The sequence below is a fragment of the Limnofasciculus baicalensis BBK-W-15 genome, assembly GCF_024178385.1.
Taxonomy (GTDB): Bacteria; Cyanobacteriota; Cyanobacteriia; order Cyanobacteriales; family Coleofasciculaceae; genus Limnofasciculus; species Limnofasciculus baicalensis.
Genome location: NZ_JAMZMM010000085.1, coordinates 1 through 19287 on the forward strand (window position 1 = coordinate 1; position 19287 = coordinate 19287).

Annotated in this window: 14 protein-coding genes; 2 read left to right on the forward strand and 12 right to left on the reverse strand. The window is 41.0% G+C overall.

Features of this window, described 5'->3' with window-relative positions; all coding sequences use genetic code 11:
• Positions 1–73: 73 nt before the first annotated feature.
• The 12 genes from NJ959_RS10790 to NJ959_RS10845 all read right to left on the reverse strand — a co-directional run bounded on the left by NJ959_RS10790 (position 74) and on the right by NJ959_RS10845 (position 17170).
• On the reverse strand, positions 74–1279 hold the full coding sequence (locus tag NJ959_RS10790) for a DUF1574 family protein (protein WP_254011753.1): 1206 nt from the start codon (positions 1277–1279) through the stop codon (positions 74–76).
• 20 nt (positions 1280–1299) lie between these two features.
• Positions 1300–2529, reverse strand: coding sequence for a hypothetical protein (locus tag NJ959_RS10795; RefSeq protein ID WP_254011754.1), 1230 nt, complete (start codon positions 2527–2529; stop codon positions 1300–1302).
• Between the two features lie 15 nt (positions 2530–2544).
• On the reverse strand, positions 2545–4020 hold the full coding sequence (locus NJ959_RS10800) for an MBOAT family O-acyltransferase (RefSeq protein ID WP_254011755.1): 1476 nt from the start codon (positions 4018–4020) through the stop codon (positions 2545–2547).
• Positions 4021–4139: 119 nt separating this feature from the next.
• Positions 4140–5999 carry a DCC1-like thiol-disulfide oxidoreductase family protein gene (locus NJ959_RS10805; protein ID WP_254011756.1) on the reverse strand — a complete coding sequence of 620 codons (1860 nt, stop codon included), beginning with the start codon at positions 5997–5999 and terminating at the stop codon, positions 4140–4142.
• Between the two features lie 101 nt (positions 6000–6100).
• The gene (locus NJ959_RS10810) at positions 6101–7321 is read right to left on the reverse strand and encodes an NAD(P)/FAD-dependent oxidoreductase (protein ID WP_254011757.1); all 1221 of its coding nucleotides are present in this window, start codon (positions 7319–7321) and stop codon (positions 6101–6103) included.
• 8 nt (positions 7322–7329) lie between these two features.
• A complete protein-coding gene (locus NJ959_RS10815) occupies positions 7330–8949 on the reverse strand; it encodes an HTTM domain-containing protein (RefSeq protein ID WP_254011758.1) in 1620 nt (539 codons plus the stop codon).
• A gap of 88 nt (positions 8950–9037) precedes the next feature.
• Positions 9038–9967, reverse strand: coding sequence for a hypothetical protein (locus tag NJ959_RS10820; RefSeq protein WP_254011759.1), 930 nt, complete (start codon positions 9965–9967; stop codon positions 9038–9040).
• A 58-nt stretch (positions 9968–10025) separates the two neighbouring features.
• Entirely contained in the window at positions 10026–11507 is a 1482-nt protein-coding gene (locus tag NJ959_RS10825) for an MBOAT family O-acyltransferase (RefSeq protein ID WP_254011760.1), read from the reverse strand.
• 139 nt (positions 11508–11646) lie between these two features.
• Positions 11647–12042, reverse strand: coding sequence for an acyl carrier protein (locus NJ959_RS10830; protein ID WP_254011761.1), 396 nt, complete (start codon positions 12040–12042; stop codon positions 11647–11649).
• Positions 12011–13819 carry an acyl-CoA dehydrogenase family protein gene (locus tag NJ959_RS10835; protein WP_254011762.1) on the reverse strand — a complete coding sequence of 603 codons (1809 nt, stop codon included), beginning with the start codon at positions 13817–13819 and terminating at the stop codon, positions 12011–12013. The genes NJ959_RS10830 and NJ959_RS10835 overlap by 32 nt, the downstream gene beginning before the upstream one ends.
• 186 nt (positions 13820–14005) lie before the next feature.
• Positions 14006–15850 (reverse strand): fatty acyl-AMP ligase, encoded by a 1845-nt coding sequence (locus tag NJ959_RS10840; RefSeq protein ID WP_254011763.1) that lies wholly within the window; start codon positions 15848–15850, stop codon positions 14006–14008.
• A 639-nt stretch (positions 15851–16489) separates the two neighbouring features.
• Positions 16490–17170, reverse strand: a complete 681-nt coding sequence (locus NJ959_RS10845; protein ID WP_254011764.1) for a hypothetical protein — start codon at positions 17168–17170, stop codon at positions 16490–16492.
• 322 nt (positions 17171–17492) lie between these two features.
• Here NJ959_RS10845 and NJ959_RS10850 point away from each other — a divergent pair, with 322 nt between their 5' ends.
• Positions 17493–18017 (forward strand): ADP-ribosylglycohydrolase family protein, encoded by a 525-nt coding sequence (locus NJ959_RS10850; RefSeq protein ID WP_254011765.1) that lies wholly within the window; start codon positions 17493–17495, stop codon positions 18015–18017.
• Between the two features lie 94 nt (positions 18018–18111).
• Positions 18112–19194: a tocopherol cyclase family protein gene (locus tag NJ959_RS10855; RefSeq protein ID WP_254011766.1), complete on the forward strand. Its 1083-nt coding sequence runs from the start codon at positions 18112–18114 to the stop codon at positions 19192–19194.
• Positions 19195–19287 lie beyond the last annotated feature (93 nt).

Sequence of the window (19287 nt, forward strand, 5' to 3'; positions counted from 1 at the left end):
CTTGTCCCCCTTGTCTCCCTTGTCTCCCTTGTCTCCCTGAACCATTATTTACAGACAGATGATTCAAATCATACTACTCTTTTAAATCCTCCACAAACATTACTTCATCTGGATGTTGCTTTGCCCACAATTCTCGTTCCCCACGAATTTTAGCTAGGTGAGATTCGATATTTTCTGGTGTGATGAGAATGCCAAAATCTTTAGGAACGCTTTTTTCTTGATAAGACAACACTCGATTTAAAACCCAATCTCCCACTTGTTTACTGTAATGAGTACCATCTAAGAAGTATTCCATATCATCACTAATAGGTTCTGTTGTGATGCTGTTGTAGCCAGAGAAATCCCATAGAGGAGTAATTTGACTCAATTCTCGTTTCCATTGTTCAAAAACTGACCAAAGTCCGGCAAGGCGAATAGCTTCCAATTGAGATGCTGATTCTGGGGATATAAAAACTTTTATATCTATATTTTTTCTTTGACAAAGATCAACTATTTCTTTATATATTTCTAGAGCATTATTTGATAACTTATAATTACTGTAGTACCATTCTAAATAACTAGAGATGTCTTTTTGAAAGCGAGTTCTCATATTAGGGATCAGACGACCATTAATCTTATTATTTGAATCCCCAATTATTCGCATACCTCTGAAGTAGTAATTTTCTATACCTTTGCTATTAAGGTTAGCAATAACTGTGGATTGACTATCTTCAAATGTCTGCCACGATATGAGAATATCCATTAACATATTTAGAGAGATTTTATTTTTTCCCAAATTATCATTTAATTTTCTGGGATCTTTGTCGAATTCACCAAACATAAAGAAGTCTAAGCCAATAACCATTTGTTTTGCTTGAGATTGATTAATTATAACATGTTCTACATAATGATTTAACTCAGGTAGATGTATAGCTGGTATTCCCAAATTGTAAGCATTTTGGCTATCTATTAAACCAGGATGACTGGGATCTAGACCAATTATTACTCTAGACGAACCCAATAAAACTGTTGTTGGTTTAAAGCGGATAACATCAATAGTTTTGACTAGACTATTATGAGTATCTTGTTCTGGCTTAAACTGATTAAACCCTGAAAAACTTGGAGTACTAAGAATACCGTATGGATCTACTGCGATATTAAAAAATCCAATAAACAAAACAGGCAATAGAGAAACTATTAATAGTGTCCAATTAAATTTACGGTAATTATGATTATCCTGTTGAATTTTTTTATTTTTTATCGAGCCACGCGATCGAGAAAACAAGGTAAATTTCATCATTTCAAACTATCTGATTTCGCTTATTTTTTTATATTTGAAGCACGCTTGCTATCATATTCGCGCTTTAAATCTTCCACTAACTTAACTTTATCCGGATTGTTTTTTGTCCATAATTCTCTGTCATTGCGGAGTTGCTCGATGTGGGATTCAATATTATCTGGTGTGAGTAAAATACCGAAATCTTGGGGAACTGTTTCTGCTTTATAAGATAAAATGCGATTGAGAATCAGATCCCCGATGGGTTTAGTATAATGGGAATTATCAGCATAATTTTTCATAGAGTTACTAATTGGCTCAGTTGTAATGCTGTTATAGCCAGAAAAATCCCAAACGGGGGTAATTTTCACAATCTCCCGTTGCCATTGTTCAAAAACTTCCCAACGCCCTGTGGCACGAATAGCCTCTAAATCAATCGCGTGAGATGGAGAGATAAAGACTTTTAAGGTTATACCATGTTCCTGGCATAGATCTACTATGCGTTTAAAATCAGATAGGTATTGATTTGAAAATTTATAATCAGAGTGTAAAGAGAAGTAAAGAGTTATTCCCGAACTAAATCTCCATTCATTTTGACCTTTTTCAAGATTACGATTTGGCATAAAACCATTTTTGCCATAATCATCATTTTTATTTGGATCTTTAAGGCTAGCCTTAATTGTTTCTATGCTCTTAGAATAAGCATCCCAAGAAAATGTGGAAGTAATAGCATCATTTATGGTTAGGTGGTTTTTTTCTAGTCTATCTTCTGAGAAGCTGGGTTGATTTTTTAATGACGAATTAAACATAAAAAAATCAACCCCAAATATTACTTCTTTTATGTCTTTTTGATTGGCAATTGCATGTTCTAAATAACGAAATATCTCGTAATTATTCGGTCCATTGAGAGCTAAGTTATAAGCAGGTTGATTGCTGGATAAAGCCGGATGGCTTGGATTTAATCCCTGTTTTGTTCTCGATGAACCCAGGAAAATTGTAACTGGTTTTATCCGGATAATGTCGAGAGCTTTGAATAACCTATCAGTATTATCTTTCTCTGGTTTAGAATGATTAATACCCAAAAAGTTTGGTGTATCAAAAACATCGTAGGGATCGACAATAATATTAAACAAGCCCACAGATAGGGTAGGAATCAATGCAGCAGCGATAAAACCCCAATTAAATCGACTGTATTTTTTGCTTGAGGTATTTCTACTTTTATTTTTGGTAGAGACTTCAGATGGCGCTGAATTTAATTTAGGAAATATACTCATGATTTTTGATATCGATTAAAACTGGAAGTAAAGAAATTCAGAAACTCGATTCAGTGATAGCAAACAAACACTAGTTAATACACCCACGCCAACCGCCCACCACCAAGTTGGCTTAAACTTCTCCACAATTTCCTGGGTATTGGGAAGTAATGCCGTACATAAAGTTAGTCCAACTAAAACAAAAATACTCGCACCCTTATTACCATTTACCTCTGGTATATAAGCCAAACTGCCCCAAGATTTAAGCTGTATCCCAAAGTTAGTGAGGATGGCTAACTTACCTTGTGCTTCACCGGGCAAGACAATACCTTTCATCCCCACCATCGCCTGTAAAATATTCATCGCATCAGATAAGGTTGCCGCCCTAAATAATACCCAACCCACGATAACAGCAAAAAATGTCATCACCCAAGCCAATAGCTTCGGCAAAGATACACCCAACTTTGTCCACCCATGATTAAGACAGAGATATAACCCATGCAATCCTCCCCATATTATATAAGTCCACCCCGCACCATGCCATAATCCACCTAGTAACATGGTAGTCATTAAATTGACATAGCGTCTAACTTGTCCCTTGCGATTTCCTCCCAAGGGAATATATAGATAATCCCGGAGAAAATTGGAAAGGGTAATGTGCCAGCGTCGCCAGAATTCAACTATGGATTTAGATTTATAGGGGGAATCAAAATTAATCGGTAAATCGATATTAATCATCCACCCTAAGCCAATTGCCATATCGCAGTAGCCAGAAAAATCGAAATATAACTGCATGGTGTAACTGATTGCTCCTACCCATGCTTCAATAAAAGTTACGGAACCAGAATTATTAAATACGGGGGCAACCCACGGCGATACGCTATCAGCAATTAAAACTTTTTTGGCAATTCCCAAGGCAAATAGCACTAAGCCCCGCGCCACATTTTTGTGAGAAAAGACAAAATTTCGCATCCTTTGAAACTGCGGAATCATATCTTGGTGATGGAGAATTGGTCCCGCGATCAAATGAGGAAAGAAGGTAACAAAAAGTCCGTAACTCAGCCAATCTTGCTTAGTAGTTTTGCCGCGATAGGCATCTACTAAATAAGCAGTTTGGGTGAAAGTGTAAAAAGAAATACCGAGGGGTAGGATAATATTGGGGAGAGTCCAATCCGTACCTGCGATCGCATCGAAGGAACTTAAGAAAAAGTTAGCATATTTGTAATAGCATAACAGAACCAGGTTTAAACCAATGCCCGTCCAGAGTAAACGAGTAGCTTTTTTACTGCCAAGTGGAGTTTCTTCTATGGATCTACCAATAAAATAGTTAAAGCCGATAGAAATCAGCATTAACGGCAAGTAGTGGATATCCCAGTAAGCGTAAAATGCCAGAGACGCGATAAATAAGGAAGCTGTAGCTACCCTGGTTAAGCGAAACCGCACTAACCCGAAAAAGACAAGTAGGGTAATGGGTAAGAAGACAAAAATGAATGGATAAGAGTTAAATAACATAGTTGGTAATTAGTCACTGGTAATTAGTCATTAGTATATTAAGCATCCGTTGCTAAATCCCTCCGATTACGATTCAATTTACTATCCGCTGCTAACTTGGTCATTTTTTCAAAAACAGACTATTGTGGTGGTTGACTATCTTGAGAACAAGATTGCTGGAAAATGCTAATCTTTTCTACATTTTGTGTTTCCCCTGGTGGTACTGTTCTCTCACTCATAAAATAAATCTCAAAACTCTCTACTTCCTTTGCACCTTGATGTTGCCCATTCCAATCACGGCAGAGATATTCCCCGTAGTAAGGTATAATGTTCTTCCCTATGGAACGATTGAGGTTGATAAAATAAGTGCGCCATTGCATATTCGGATAGATACTATTGCGAACCTGAATACTTGGCTTATCCCAATTTACAGCAGCACCATTTCTCAAAATATCAACTTCACTGCCATCTTTCAGCTTGGTAACAACGACATACCACCCATCATCTCTAGGAGGTGCAGGGGCAAAAATGCTCCAAGATTGATCCACCCTTAAAACTCGACTAACCCAATCAATAGAGTTGAGCGTCTTAGATTTAAAAATTCCTTCGCTTGACTTGATTATACCAGATGTGACAGTGCCGCGACTAGTAGTTAGTTCTACTAAATTCTTAAAATTCCACACCGTAATATAAGCCAGTAGCAACAAAGTCACCACATCCATCAGTTTAAAAGGACGTATCTCAATCGGACGGTATTTAAAAGGTTTGGTAAAATTACCCGCCATCCGGCGATTGGAGGCAATAGTTTCGTATACTTTTGTCCCCACCGCCATCAAAGGAGGCAATCTAAGAATTGGCGCGAGAAATCCAAATAGAGGAGATAAACTTACCACATAAGCAATTCCCTCCCACTTAAAATAACGATTTTCTTGCCAATCAACAATTACCCAAGAATTCTTCTCCTCCATATCAGCAAAAATCGAAGGATCCTCCTGACATTGAAGCAAAGGAGTTTTTGGTAAAATTAGAATAGTCTTTAAAAAGTGAACAACCTTCTTACAAAAACCACAATCCCGATCGTAATTAATCCTCAATCCAGCCCTTTCCGGCGTATAAATTCGCTGGAAAATGCCATCCCAAACATCACTAGGAATAAACACCAGCCAAGTAAAGATACCCAGTGCAGGGAATAAGCCAATGTGAAGCGTTAAGCCAAACCCAACATGCAAAAGAATAAAAGTAATAATAGTAGCAGTCCGGAAAAAAGTAGTAGCAACAGGTACAAACAAAAATAACGGGCCAATCCACTCCAACACTAAAGTAAAAAAAGTAGAAAGGGGCAATAAAGGCTTAAAATTAAGTAACAATTGACCCAAAGGTGCAGCATACTGGTCAAAACTCAAAGCATAATAAACAGCACTAAGATCCGGCCACCAAATAGTACTAGTAGTCTTATACCCTGCCGAAAATACATAAATGTAATATACCTGTAAACTCAGGGCCAAAGTCGCCCCCGAAAGCACCCGTTTCGGTAAAGGATCTGGAGAAGAATTTAGGGCACTTTCAATAGAATAACAAGCCCCCAGAGGCAAAAACATCGCCCAAAACATCAGCGCCCGTAACATATCATCCCCAGCAAACTGCAACAAAGGATTGCGATTGTGAAGAGAAATTAATAAAGCCCAAGAAGCAATAGTCGCTAACCTTGTCCGATACCCCACCAACAGCCCCAACGCCATCAAAAACGCCAGGAAAAACAAAATAGTTTGGACAAAAGGTTCCCCACTAATCGCGTGTATGCTCCAATGCAAAGGATTAACAATCCCCTTCAGCGCCGTGCGAGGTAATACCCCCTCATCACTATAAAGTGCCTGAATATCCCCAAAACGAATTCTTAAATCCGCCATCAAAATCAACGCCAACCCAATTCTAAAAGCAGCTAGCGATCGCAAATCAAACCCAAACACCTCCTCCAGTTTACCGCCCCATTTAATCATCATATTCTCCTCCTATCCTCCAAAAACACTCTGTGTACCTCTGTGAATTCCTCTGCGTACCTCTGTGTTAAAAAAAAATCTCGCATCCCCCACATAACCCCTAACTACCTTCTCCTCCCAATCCCCCTCACCCATTTCCCAATCCAATGCCCCAATACCTGTAACTGATGACGAACAGTTGGCAACCGCTGTAAATAAACAAACTGCCGAATAACACTCGCCAACCAACCATCAATCTTCAAAGCAAAACTAGAAACAACTGCCGCACCCTTTCCTAAAGTTAGCATCTCACCTAAATGCAAATAATAGAATTTTTGTAAACGTTTCCCCCTCACAGCCAGATATATATTTTTCGCCGCACAACCCGCCTGCTGATAAGCAACTTGTGCAGTAGCTGGCAACTGTTTGTGAGGATGATATTGAATTTCCGCCAAATCACCCAATGCCAAGACTTCAGGATAATCTCCTAATTGTAAAGTAGGGAGAGTTAAAAGCTGACCGCGATCGTTTTGGCGACAAGGTAAGTTTCTCACCCAATCTATGGATCTATTTCCCACCGTCCAAAGTACTAAATCCACCGGAATATAAGTCCTCTCACCTTCCTGAAAGACAATTATTTTGTCAGACTCAACCGCTTCAATACTAGTATCAAAATCCACCTGAACTCGACGTGCTTTTAAAGCTTTTATAGCAGATTTTTGACTATAACGAGAAAATGTTTTCAAAACTTCATATCCTCTCTCAATCAGTCGCACTTGTCCTCGTTTACCCAAGCGATCCGCCAATTTACAAGCTAACTCTACCCCAGAAGGACCAGCTCCCACCACAGCCACCTGAATGGTTTTACTATGGCTATTTTCCAGAATTCTCAGCCGTTGTTTCAAACGTTCCGCATCTGCTACAGTTCGGAAGGTATAAGCATAAGTAGCCGCACCAGGAACCCCCTCCAACCGCATCTGCGCCCCCACAGCTAAAACCAAATAATCGTAATCAAGGATTTCCTCCCCGATCGCTAATTCATCCCCACATTCAGATTGCCATTTTACTTGACGCTTTTCGAGATCGACACTCTGAATTACCCCTTGACAAAAATCCACATTTGTATGAGATAATAACTTTTTATAATTAGGACCAATTTCCCAAGATTCAAGTTCATCAGTTACCAATTCATAGAGGAGAGGGGTAAATACCAAATGATCTTTGCGATCGATCAGAGTAACTTGATAACGATTCGACTTAAATAAAGCAAAATGCTGTAGGTAAAGCGCCGTATAAAGACCACCAAAACCACCACCGAGAATACAAATGTGGATAGGAATTTTCATTCGTTGTGCTATTCCTCCTCAACTTGCATTGTATAACTTTTCACCAATTCCCCATAATCGGGATCTGAAGGATTATTATTGAAATCCCATAACCATGACTGGACTTCAAATTTCGTTATCTTTTGACCTGGAATAGCTGTTTTATTGTGAACCCTTCTCAGGGTATTAAGCAACTTATTACAAGATTGAACTCCTTTAGGATTGTCAAGTATGCAGCCTCTAATCGTGAGACGGTAGCGAGTATTCATCGGCGCATGGATAATTGTATCTGGGTAAAGCCTCGTCACGAAACCAGACTCATAATGAGCAATAATTTTAGTGTATCCAATTTTCTGAGAATTATTATATCCGGAAAACATTTGTAGAGAAGTAATCGGGTAAAATTCGATATGCCTAAACCAAACAAATATCATAATTGCTGCGAAGGTAGCCACCATTATAGGATAGTATAACTTTTTATTTTCTCCCTTGGTAGCAGTTGGAAGAGCTTCTCTTGCCTGTCTATCATTAACATCCTTCAAATCATTGTTGTTTGGCTCATTTTTCCTAACATTAATACTTTCTCTGCCCCTCCATCGTTTAATACCTTGCCTAATTTCTGTAAAATCGTAAAAAATTAATTGTAAAACAATGAGATCAAAAAATAGAATATCTTGTAAAAATAAAATACCAAGATGAAGCATCACCATACAAATAGGCAAGATTTGACGCGCTATTTTGGAGAAAAGCACCAAACCTACCGCAATTTCGCCATACATGCCAGTTATACCCAAGAAAGCAAACAAAATATCCGGTGCATGAATCAGTTTTAAAGCTACCTCCCAATTGGCTTGCACGGGATCGAGAGTACTTGATAGAATTATTCCCTTCATATTTGCTGGGTCCCACCAGAAAAATCCACTTTTGTAGATTTTGCTCAACCCTGCTGCCACATAAGATAGAGCAACTATAACCCAGCAAGCATAGCGAGACCAACCGTAAATAGCTGACGCTTCATCACTAACAGGAACCGTTTTACCCCGATAAACGTTCCACAGACGGTCCACAGATAATCCATCAGCGCAAGGTGTTAGAGATAAAACCACCATAACGTAGACGGGGATTAATCCAGTGTGGTAAAACCAGGTGTATTGACGAACAATTCCCCCTAAAATTATGTAGCAAAATGCACCTAGCGGAATCACAATTCTGGTTTTCCAACCAATCATTCCCAAAAAAAGTATTAATGCAGTTATCCATTCAAATATCTGTAGTTCGCTTTGACTTCTGGCAAAACTCTCAAAACCAGGTATATTATAAAAATAGCTCATTGCCCCCATAGAGTGACGAATCTCTATAGGAAGTAAAGCACTACTGGGCAAATCTTCCAGCCAAAGAGTCATCAGTACCTGAATTGCACAGGTAATAATTCTAATTGCACCCAGTGATTCAGGCGTAGCTTCTCCTACATATCGGCGAAAGAAAGCTGGACTAGTCGTTACCCATGCAATAGATCCAAAAAGCAGGAAAAATAGCAAACCATCTTGAGCAGATAAATTGGGTGCAACTACCCTTTCTAATACAATCCAAAACAGTCCTAATAAAGCAGATACACAGCAGATTGAGATGCGAATTAGACGGATGTTCATGACAATAATTTATGTAGTTTGTTGATAAGCTTTTCGATATCAAAGTCACTACGATGGTAATGATTTCAGCGACAACCAAATTTACTATTCATAGCTGTAATTCATTAATTTCCTTTAACTCTTCCACTAACTGCGCCGCCCTAATCGCTCTCGCCTCCGGCTTAAGATGATAGTGAGTATCAGCAAATAAATTAGAATCAGTTTGCATATTTAACGACTCTTTGTCATAAATTAAAGGCGCAATTTTTCCTAGCTCACCAGCAGTTTTTTTCACATTACTCACCGATTTATTATCAGTTTTAGCGTATACCCAAGGCAATGATAAAACCAAAGTACCACCTCTCGCCTCCACCTCCTTTTTAAATTCTGTAATCCGCGCTACCGCATGTGGAGTTATTGCTTTATCAATCGGCAACTCCCACCACTCCCCCGTCCGTTCCTTTGTCACAGTGGGATCGCCATGTTCGTCAACCGGATCTGAATAATAACCCGTGAATTTTCCTTTTTCAATTAAGTCTACAGTTGACTTAGTTGCTGCTCTCAAAGTTGGCGTACCTAACATAAATGTTTCTTGAGCAAATTGCTTCGGCGGAATTCCCCCCAAACCAGGTTTGCCAATTGCTACCCCAAACTGAGTGGAACGATCCCCAAATCCATCATCAGCCCACAAAATCAAATACTCTGGAATTAAAAGTACAATATCTCCTTTACGCACTTGACCTAAAATACTTGGTAAAATCACATCCAAACCAATTGGACCATCCAATCCCAAATTCAAAACGGGAATCCCTAATTTCTCTTCCATTAGTTTGGCATTAATGGTATAATGCGCTCCGGAACCACCAGTAATCAAGAGTCGTTTCGGCGCTTCCACTTGTGCAGCAAGTGCTATTTTACGTTCATACATCATCCGCAACCAGCTTAATTCGCCACCATAGCGTGCGTTATACAAATAACCCACCAACCAAGCAGCAATTGCGATCGCAAACCAACTTGTTAATTTTAGAGGTTTCCACATAATTTACACATAAATTGAAGTAGAGAGTAATAAATAAAAACCAATAACCAATAACCGACTAAAACTCAAAGTAAATAAACTGAGAAGGCTGATTAGCAGCTAACAAAATAGTTAACGCCAGCATCGCCCGCGATACCCAAGGTAACAACAACAATTCATATTCCAACTTCCGCTTTTGCCAAATCGCCATATGTTCCAATAATAAAACACCATTGGCAAGAACCAAAGTAAAAATAAGTGCTGTCCCTTGAGTTAAGGTATAAGAAGCAAAAACATCGCCCAAATTAGACAAAGAATAAGTCCAAGGTGTAACAATTGTGAGTAACTTCTCAAATAGTCTGTGGGTATTGCTTTCCATAAAGAATAAACACCCCAAAGTCACCGAACCAAAAGTCAATGCCCAAGAAACAAAATCTCCACCTCCGCTGGGAAAATATTTCCCAACTAAGCGTTGAAAAGGTCTTCCTGCGTACCGTATTAATAATAGTAAAGCCCCGTGATAAGCCCCCCAAAAGATAAAATTCCAAGCCGCACCGTGCCAGAATCCAGACAAAGTAAATGTCAGGAATAAATAGAATGGTGCTAACTGTTTCTTAGAACCCATCAGCGGGAGAAAAACATAATCCCGAAACCAATTATTTAGGGTAATATGCCAGCGCCGCCAAAATTCTTGGATACTGACTGAAGTATAAGGTGCTAGGAAGTTAAAAGTTAGTTTAATTCCCAGCATTCTGCCTAATCCAACTGCCATAAAGCTGTAGCCCCCGAAATCAAAATAGATTCTCAGAGTAAATAAATAGGCATAAAACCAAATAAACCAGGGATTGCCTGTATCTTTCAAGTCGATAAAAGGAGCAATGTTATCTGCTAACACCAACTTCATAAAGAATCCCAGTGATAACCACCGAAATCCTTCCTCAAAGTTATCGACGGTAAACTTAAACTTGAAGGTTTGAATTTGCGGTAACAAATCCGCACGGCGTTCAATTGGACCTGCTACAATTTGGGGGAACAATGAAATGAAGTTAATGTAATCAAGAAATCCCAGCGGTTTCTTATATTTAGGCTTGATGGAATCAACAACAAACCCCACCATCTGGAAAGTATAGAAAGAAACTCCAGGGGGAATTACTGCAAAAATTGGTAAGGGAAAATCTTTTTTCCAATTTTCCTCTACACCTCCTACCGCCAGCCCAAATACATCTTCAACGAAAAATGTCAAGTATTTCAGGTAGGCTAGAATCGCCACATCAATCACAATCGTAATGCCAGCTATCAGCCTCGCCTCGGCACTTTTACCACTTTGCATACGGCTTTGCATCAGCCGCACCATCAGGTAGTTGAAAATAACATCAACGGCGAAGATAATAAAGCTAGATTTACTCGCATTGACAAACAAAATCAGCGACATTGCTGCCAAACCGATTCTGTCTAATCCATCGGACCAAAATTTTAAACTCTTGCCGATATAGCGAACAATAAAGAAGGGAATACAGTAAAGTAGTAGTACCCACCAGAAGGAAAAGTCTGAGAAATTCAATTAATAGTTTCCTCCTCTAAAATTAGGGACTAGGGACTGGGGACTGGGGACTGCGGACTAGGGACTAGGTAGTGGGGAGTAGGAATTAGGGGTTAAGAATTAGATCCAATATTATGCCCTAGCCCCTAGCCCCTAGCCCCTATTTTTTCCCAAACAAACCACCCCAACCTTTCTTTTCCGATTTATCGGACTTACTATTTCCCACTTCCACTTTTTCTGGTTCAGTAGAATTCAATACCGCAGAAACATCAAACTCTTGTACCAAATATTCGGATGATTTTTGAATAGTTGGGTAATCCCAGAATAGAGTAGAAGGCAATTCAAGTTCCAGCCAATCTTCTAAATCGCCAACTAAAGTAACCGCGTCAATTGAATCTAAACCGTAGCGGGTTAATTGTTCCCCCACATTAATCGTTTTTGCATCCAATGAAAGTTGCTCTGCTAGTTTACTAACCAGCCAAGATTGAATAGCTTGAACAGGAGAAGTTTCCACCATTACATCATCAAGCTTGGAGTTGGAGTTCTGGACTTGCATTAGTTTTATCCTCTTGTGTTTTAGATTGAGCGTATTGAAAAGGAACGATGGAAAACGCTTTGTTTTCCTGATGCAGCCTCAGCAATTCACGAGCCACGTTTTCGCTGTAAGCTTTATCCATTGTGTAAGGTAATTGTCGCCAAGGTTTCAATATCCGGTGCAAAGATAACACCAACCATTCCCCTTTAGCAAAAAATTCACCCAAAATTTGGCGGTTGTAAACCCATGTATGAACGCAAGCGGCTGCGGTATGTAACGCGCAGTACTTCTTAGCGAGTTCAAATAATTCGGGTGATTGCTCGTGGCCGTATTCAAATCCCGAATTGGCGATAATTTCATCAAAGTTATCGAGTTCCTCCAGCACCACATTGGCGAGAGAGGTAACTTTCTCCAATACTTCTGAATTAACATCTGACTCAGATTTAAGATCATCTAACTGTTTTAGAGCAATTTCTAATCCTTGCAGAACATCATCAGCCCCCTTACCAAACAACTGAAGTTTCTCCGGTTCAAAACGCGGTACTGATTTCTCCAGAGAGAAAATAGTTTCCAGACGCGCTTGGATACCTTCCATTATTTTGGCATTTCTTTTCGCCCGATATTTAACAATCGAACGAAACTGAAGAATTAGCGCATGTAGGTTGACGACGCTGCTCCCGTCAAACATACTAATAATGGAATTATCCCGCAACATCTTCTGGAAAATGCCATAATCGTGTTCGTCCCGGAAGTAGAAACGAGAACCTAGTACCACATACACGTTGTTAACCAGGTTTTCCAGTTGAACTGTCACAAAATATTTAACTACAGATGCCCAAACTGAAAATTGCCCTGGTACTACATGGAATCCTCTCGCTGCTGCAATAGTTTCGCAGTCGCACAGCAAATGGTCCAGAAAGGCTTCGACTAAAGTTTGGCGCGGTTGGGGAATATCCAAAACGGTTTTCCCGTATAATTTCCTACTTAAAGCGAAGTTTAGCGTAGTTCTTAAGGCAGTATCCGCTGCACCATGAGAGAAGGCAGTACACAACATCCGGGTAATCTGAAAACCCTTTAGTGCTAATTCTAACCCTGTGCCCTCCTCTGCCAAACGCATGTCTTCGGGAATAAAACAATCTTTAAAGCCAATTCCACTCATATCGCAACCGCGAATACCATGGGTAAGGATCTTGGGGAGATTGTAATATTGTTCTGGATTCAACCGCGCTTTATCCACCATAAATAAGGATAAGCAACGAGCGCCACCTTCCGGATCTGTTTTTGCCAATACGAAGGTAACCCCGGAACGAGTAGCGCGGTTAATTGGCCATTTTTCCCCATTTAATAGATAACCACCAGGAACTTTAGTCGCGGTAACATCACCTGCAACCAAATCGCTCCCATGTTCCCTTTCTGAATAGGCTAAACACATCGCCCCATTTTCATTTTTCATGAAACTGGCGAGTCTTTTTTTCTGTTCATCCGTACCCGCCATCCAAGTCAGGAAAGACCAAAACATGGTAGTAAAACTGATCCCTGTTGTTTGATCTCGTCGCGACAAGCATCTGACAAAGGCAACAAATTCTTCAAAAGAAGTAAACTCGCCACCACAGTCAACAGGAATATAGTAATGTTGGAGTTTCCAGTTATAAAGCCAGTTTACTTCATCGTCTGTAAATGCCTCCTGTTCATCGAGTTCAACTACTCGTTTAAAGGACATGACACTATCTGGATTACAGGGATCGCCCAAATCCTTTTCTAAAGCTTGAGCGAGTTGATACTGTTTCAGTTTGTCCATAGATAATCTTCCACAGTTAATGTTATTGGTTATTTGTCATTGATTATTGGTTATTTGTCATTTTTAGTGCTTTCGCTTGTTTGTAGTAAGCACTTTAGTGCTTTCGCTTGTTTGTAGTAAGCACTTTAGTGCTAAAGCACCTACTACAAACCTACCTATCAAAACTTATCTGACAGACTAGTACCTTTAGACAGATGACTGCTGATGCACTTGTGCCGCCAGAGAATCTACGGCTCCCTGAAGTTCCCGGTACTTAGCAGTAAGTTTGGGATTCTCACTCCAATCTGCCACAACTTCTAGTTCTCCGGCAAGGAAACTAGCTCTTCCCGCACGCCTCTGAATCTTACCACTAGAGGTTTTCAGGATATTTCCTGGTTTTACCAAAACTACTGCATAAGCATTGAGTTCATGATCCTCAGCTACCACCTGACGGATATCAGCAATAACTGTATCGAATTCTACATCTTGGGTACGGCGTTCCACTTCCTGAAGGATAACCAATTTTTCCTCACCACCTACCTCAATGGAAAATGTAGCACCGTAATCGGGACGTAAAGCAGGATGAACATGCTGTACAGTCCATTCAATATCTTGAGGATAGTGATTTGTCCCTCGGATAATAATAAGATCTTTAATCCGACCTGCGATAAATAATTCACCATCTTTTAAAAATCCTAAATCTCCCGTCCGTAGAAATGGTCCTTCTCCGGTATCGGTGAGGTAAGCTTGGAAGGTTTCCTCGGTTTCTTCAGGACGTTCCCAGTACCCAACAGCGACACTGGGATCTTTTACCCAAATCTCGCCTACTTCATTGGCTGCGCATTTAGTTTTCTTGTCGGGATCTGCGATCGCAACTTGGGTATCGCAAACCAGCTTACCGCATCCCGGCATTGTCCGCACTCCTTCTCCATCTGGTTTAGCGACAACTACCCGATTTTTCTCCAATGCTGAGGCATCAAAGGTGTAGAGTACTGGTTCTGTACCTAAAGGTTTAGCAGAAACCAATAAGGTATCTTCTGCCAACCCGTAAGCTGGGGCAAAGGTATTCCAGCGGAAGCCGCAAGGGGCGAATGTTTCAACGAACTTTTCCATCACTTTGGGGTTGATGGGTTCGGCGGCGTTTCCTGCTGCTTGCCAACTGCTAAGATCTAGGGTTTCTAGTTGTTTGGGTTTTACGCGGCGAACGGACAAGTCGTAAGCAAAGTTTGGCGCTTGAGAGTGAGTACCTTTATATTTTGCGATCGCTTCTAACCAGCGCATTGGCTGTTTAATAAAGGAAAAGGGCGACATCACATAACAGGGAGTCCCATTATATAGCGGCTGAATTAGCCCTTCCACTAACCCATAATCGTGGAAATAGGGCATCCAAGTGACAGTAACGCTGTCTTCTCCGTACCCACAGGCTTTGTTGAGATACCTTTCATGCCAGATTAGGTTTCTGTTAGTGAGCATTACCCCTTTCGGTGTAGAGGTAGAGCCTGAAGTGTACTGTAGATAAGCGAGACTATCGCCGTTGGTTCCTGGATCTTGCCATGTCTGTGCTAATTCCGGATCGATTTGTTCAGTGTCCAACCATTCCATCTGCTCGAATTCGGGAAAATCCTCCCGCACGGTTTCGATTAGGGAAATAATTTGAGCAGTACTTAGGACAAAAGTCGCTTTTGCATCCTTAACGATAGCGCTGAGTCTGGGTAACGTCCGCTTAATCCGTCCACTTTCCGGCGGTGGTACAGGAATAGCAATTACTCCACCGTACAAACACCCACAAAATGCAGCAATTACATCCAAGCCTTGGGGATACAACAGCAAACCGCGCTCTCCTCTGGCGTTATGGAGTTGCAGCTTTGCCCCAATTGCTCTAGCCCAGAGATCCAATTCCGAATATGTTAGGGATGGACCTTCTGTCTTACCATCAATCAGAAATGTATAGGCAGTTTTGTCAGGTTGTTCGGTGGCTCTCCAACGGAGGAGTTCAATTAGGGTAGAAAATTGATCTGTCGGTACAGTTGGACTAGCAGGGTTTGGCAGCATCTTGACAAATCTCTCAAAAAATGTTATTGAGTTTCAGTGGTATGGTGACTAGCGATCGCACGATCTTGGGCAAGGGAGTGCCTTGCGTAGCCGTCGTTTCGATATCAGTCAAGCCACTATCAGTTATTGATTACGTGTTAACTTAATCTTCACCAGGAATAGTGGGTTGTTGACAAAAATATACGGGATGCGGGAAACTCAGTCCCTAAAGGGCTGAGAGGGAAGCTCTCCCGTGGGACTATAGTGCCCGTAATCCTTGTTATAATTAACATGGGACGCTCAGTTAAAGGACGACTTACCGAAATGGTTGGTTTGGTGCGATGCACTCTGTTCTAGCCCTGAAAAAGTAAGCAGAATGGTTTTAATCGGACTGTCTAGAGGCTGTTTGGCACAGCCGTTACGAACCAAAATCTACGAGGGTTTTACGTTCTTAAGAATCTCAGTCTCTTTAGATCTGAGAGTGTCAATTGCCGCATCTTGGCATATTTTTGCTGGGAATGACCAGTGCTTTTACCAAAGCTTCATCAAAATTAAGAGGTTAGAGGTGAGAGGTTAGGAAAAACCTCTCACTTTTTACATCTAACTCCTCATCTCTGGCCTCTAATCTAACCCCTTACCTCTTACCCCTTACCTCTGCTATTATTTACAAGACATTTCCATACCTAAATTCCCCTCTGGGAAGCCACTGGAAATCCATCCCGCCTTGGGAGTAGCAATCTGAACCCAAGTACGCCCTTGGCTATCTTTTTCAGAGCGTCGAGGATTTGCTAGCCGAACAGTGTTACCCATCATCAGACGACCAACTACTGTACCACTATTGGGATTTTGACGAATCACCAAACCTTCAGGAAATTTGACTTGGCGACAGTCTCCACCAGAAGAGGTAGATGCCGGGGGATTGGGTTTCGGGGTATTGGATGCCGGGGGATTGGGTTTTGGGCTGTTCATATTTTTGCAGGGTTTGAGGCTGTTTGCCTGTACATACCCAGTTAAGGGAGCGCTAACGGCAATCCAACCACCGCTACCGCTATCTGCTAAGGTTACTTCGCCATCGGGATTCACTGTTCCCAGGGTTTGACTAGATGATGAGCGCTGACTGTAAACAAAAATCCGCTCTTTAGCCGCACGACATTCTCCCATTAGACTTTGTGCCAGTTGCAAGTCTCCTTGAGACTCAAAGGAGGCAGGTTGGGAACTTGACATGGTGTCATCGGTGGTATTGCTGCCAACTGCTGTTGCTGGAACCACAAAACTCACCGCTGTACTTGATATTAATGCACATAGAGCAACTGACTTACTCCAATAGCTGATTATTTTCATCTGACACACTCCTCATATTGTTCCACAATGTTTATTTTAGAGAATTCCTTTGAGATATCCCCTACTGCCAAGGATAATCGTTAACCTTAACTCTATCCCGGACATCCCACGTAGAACAGGCATCTTGCCTGTTCGTTTCATCACAGGCATCTTGCCTGTTCTACGTCATAAGATGGATCGAATCCCCACAACGTTACCAGTAATATAACGTTACATCCCTCTGGTTTCAAATCTCAGAAAATATTCTACAATCGTGTCAAAGATTCCTCCCAATCGATTAGCTCTACCACATCAGGGTTTATTCTTATCATGAGTAACCGCGATGGCTTCGCCCGCCGCAAAAGTGAGTCGGATTACTCATCCAGATTCTCGCTGTTTGGGTTCATGTGTAGCAGTTTGCTTAACTATTAGCAGTATTTTACAAGGAGAAACTGATATTGAGCAACTTATTGCCAAGATTACTAAAATTGTCCAACCTTACCATCCTGAGTTTCAAGAATATTTTGATAAAGCTGCTGTTTCTCTAGAAAGTTTAGATTTAGATGAAGGCTTAAATCCCGGTGAAACTAATTCTGTCGGCTATACCCTGAAAACTCTGGGCGCTGGCTTTTGGGCACTACAACACGGAAAATCATACCAAGATGGTATTTTACAGATTATTCATGAAGGAGGAGATGCGGATACAAATGCTGCTGTTGCCGGGGCACTATTAGGTGCAAAATTTGGCTATAGTAATATTCCGCACAGGTGGATAGAAGGGTTAGTTTACAGACAGGAATTAGAAATAAAAGTTGAGAGATTAATAGATTTAATGTCAAACCAGCCGCAGGTATCGTGGATGAGCTAGAAAGCACGGGCAAAGCTCTCACCAAAACCCGAAAATCTAGAAAAGGATCATGAGGATATGCTATAGAGTCCTAAAGTCGCACATCCCTGAATCTATGGCAAATCCTTTACAAACACCCCACAGTGGCTATCACGGCTACGGCATTAACACGCGCTTCTTTGAAGGATGGTACTACCGCGTTACCTTGCCAGACTGTGGCGATACTTTTGCCTTTATGTATTCTATTGACGATCGCACGGGTGGTAAACCCGATAGCGGTGGCGCTGCCCAAATTCTCGGTCCCGATGATGGCTATCTCTGTCGGACTTTTCCCAAGGTAAACCAATTTTGGGCATCTCGAACAAGTCTAGCGCTAGGCCATTGGGGTAAAACTGATTTAAAAATATCCCCACAATACCTCGATTCTGCCACATTCGATCGTCACATTCAAGAAGGGTATCAAGCCACAGCAACTTGGAATCAAGGTAAGATTCGAGATTGGCACAGCCCAAGCAATAGTTATTGTCGTTGGCAATACGAAATTAAACCAATTTACGGCTGGGGCAATCCTGGAAATGTACAACAATCAACAGCAGGTTGGCTATCTTATTTTCAGATATTTGAACCGGGATGGCAAGTTTTGATGGCGCACGGTTTAGCAACTGGTTGGATTGATTGGCATGGTAAACGCTATGAATTTACTAATGCCCCAGCCTATATTGAGAAAAACTGGGGTCAATCTTTTCCTCAGAAATGGTTTTGGATTAATTGTAATAGTTTCGACAATCAACCCAATCTCGCCCTGACTGCTGGTGGTGGCAGACGAGGTGTACTCTGGTGGATGGAATCTGTTGCTATGATTGGTATCCACTACGAAGGTAAATTTTATGAATTTGTACCCTGGAATTCAGAAATAAGTTGGCAGATTCAACCTTGGGGAAATTGGGCAATTCAAGCCCGTAATTCTCAATATGAAGTGGAGTTAGTTGGTACAACTGATAGAGCGGGTACTTTTGTTCGGACACCTACTCAAGAGGGATTAATCTTTATTTGTCGAGATACCACTTACGGTAAGTTAACCATAGAATTGCGATGCCGAAGGCTGGCGATGCCATCGCAATTCTATGGTAAATCGAAAACTATTCTTAAAGCCTTTACTTCCCTGGCTGGATTGGAAGTCGGGGGGAATAAAGGATGAAGGATGAAGTATGAAGTATGAAGGATGAAGTATGAAGGATGAAGTATGAAGTATGAAGTATGAAGTATGAAGTATGAAGTATGAAGTATGAAG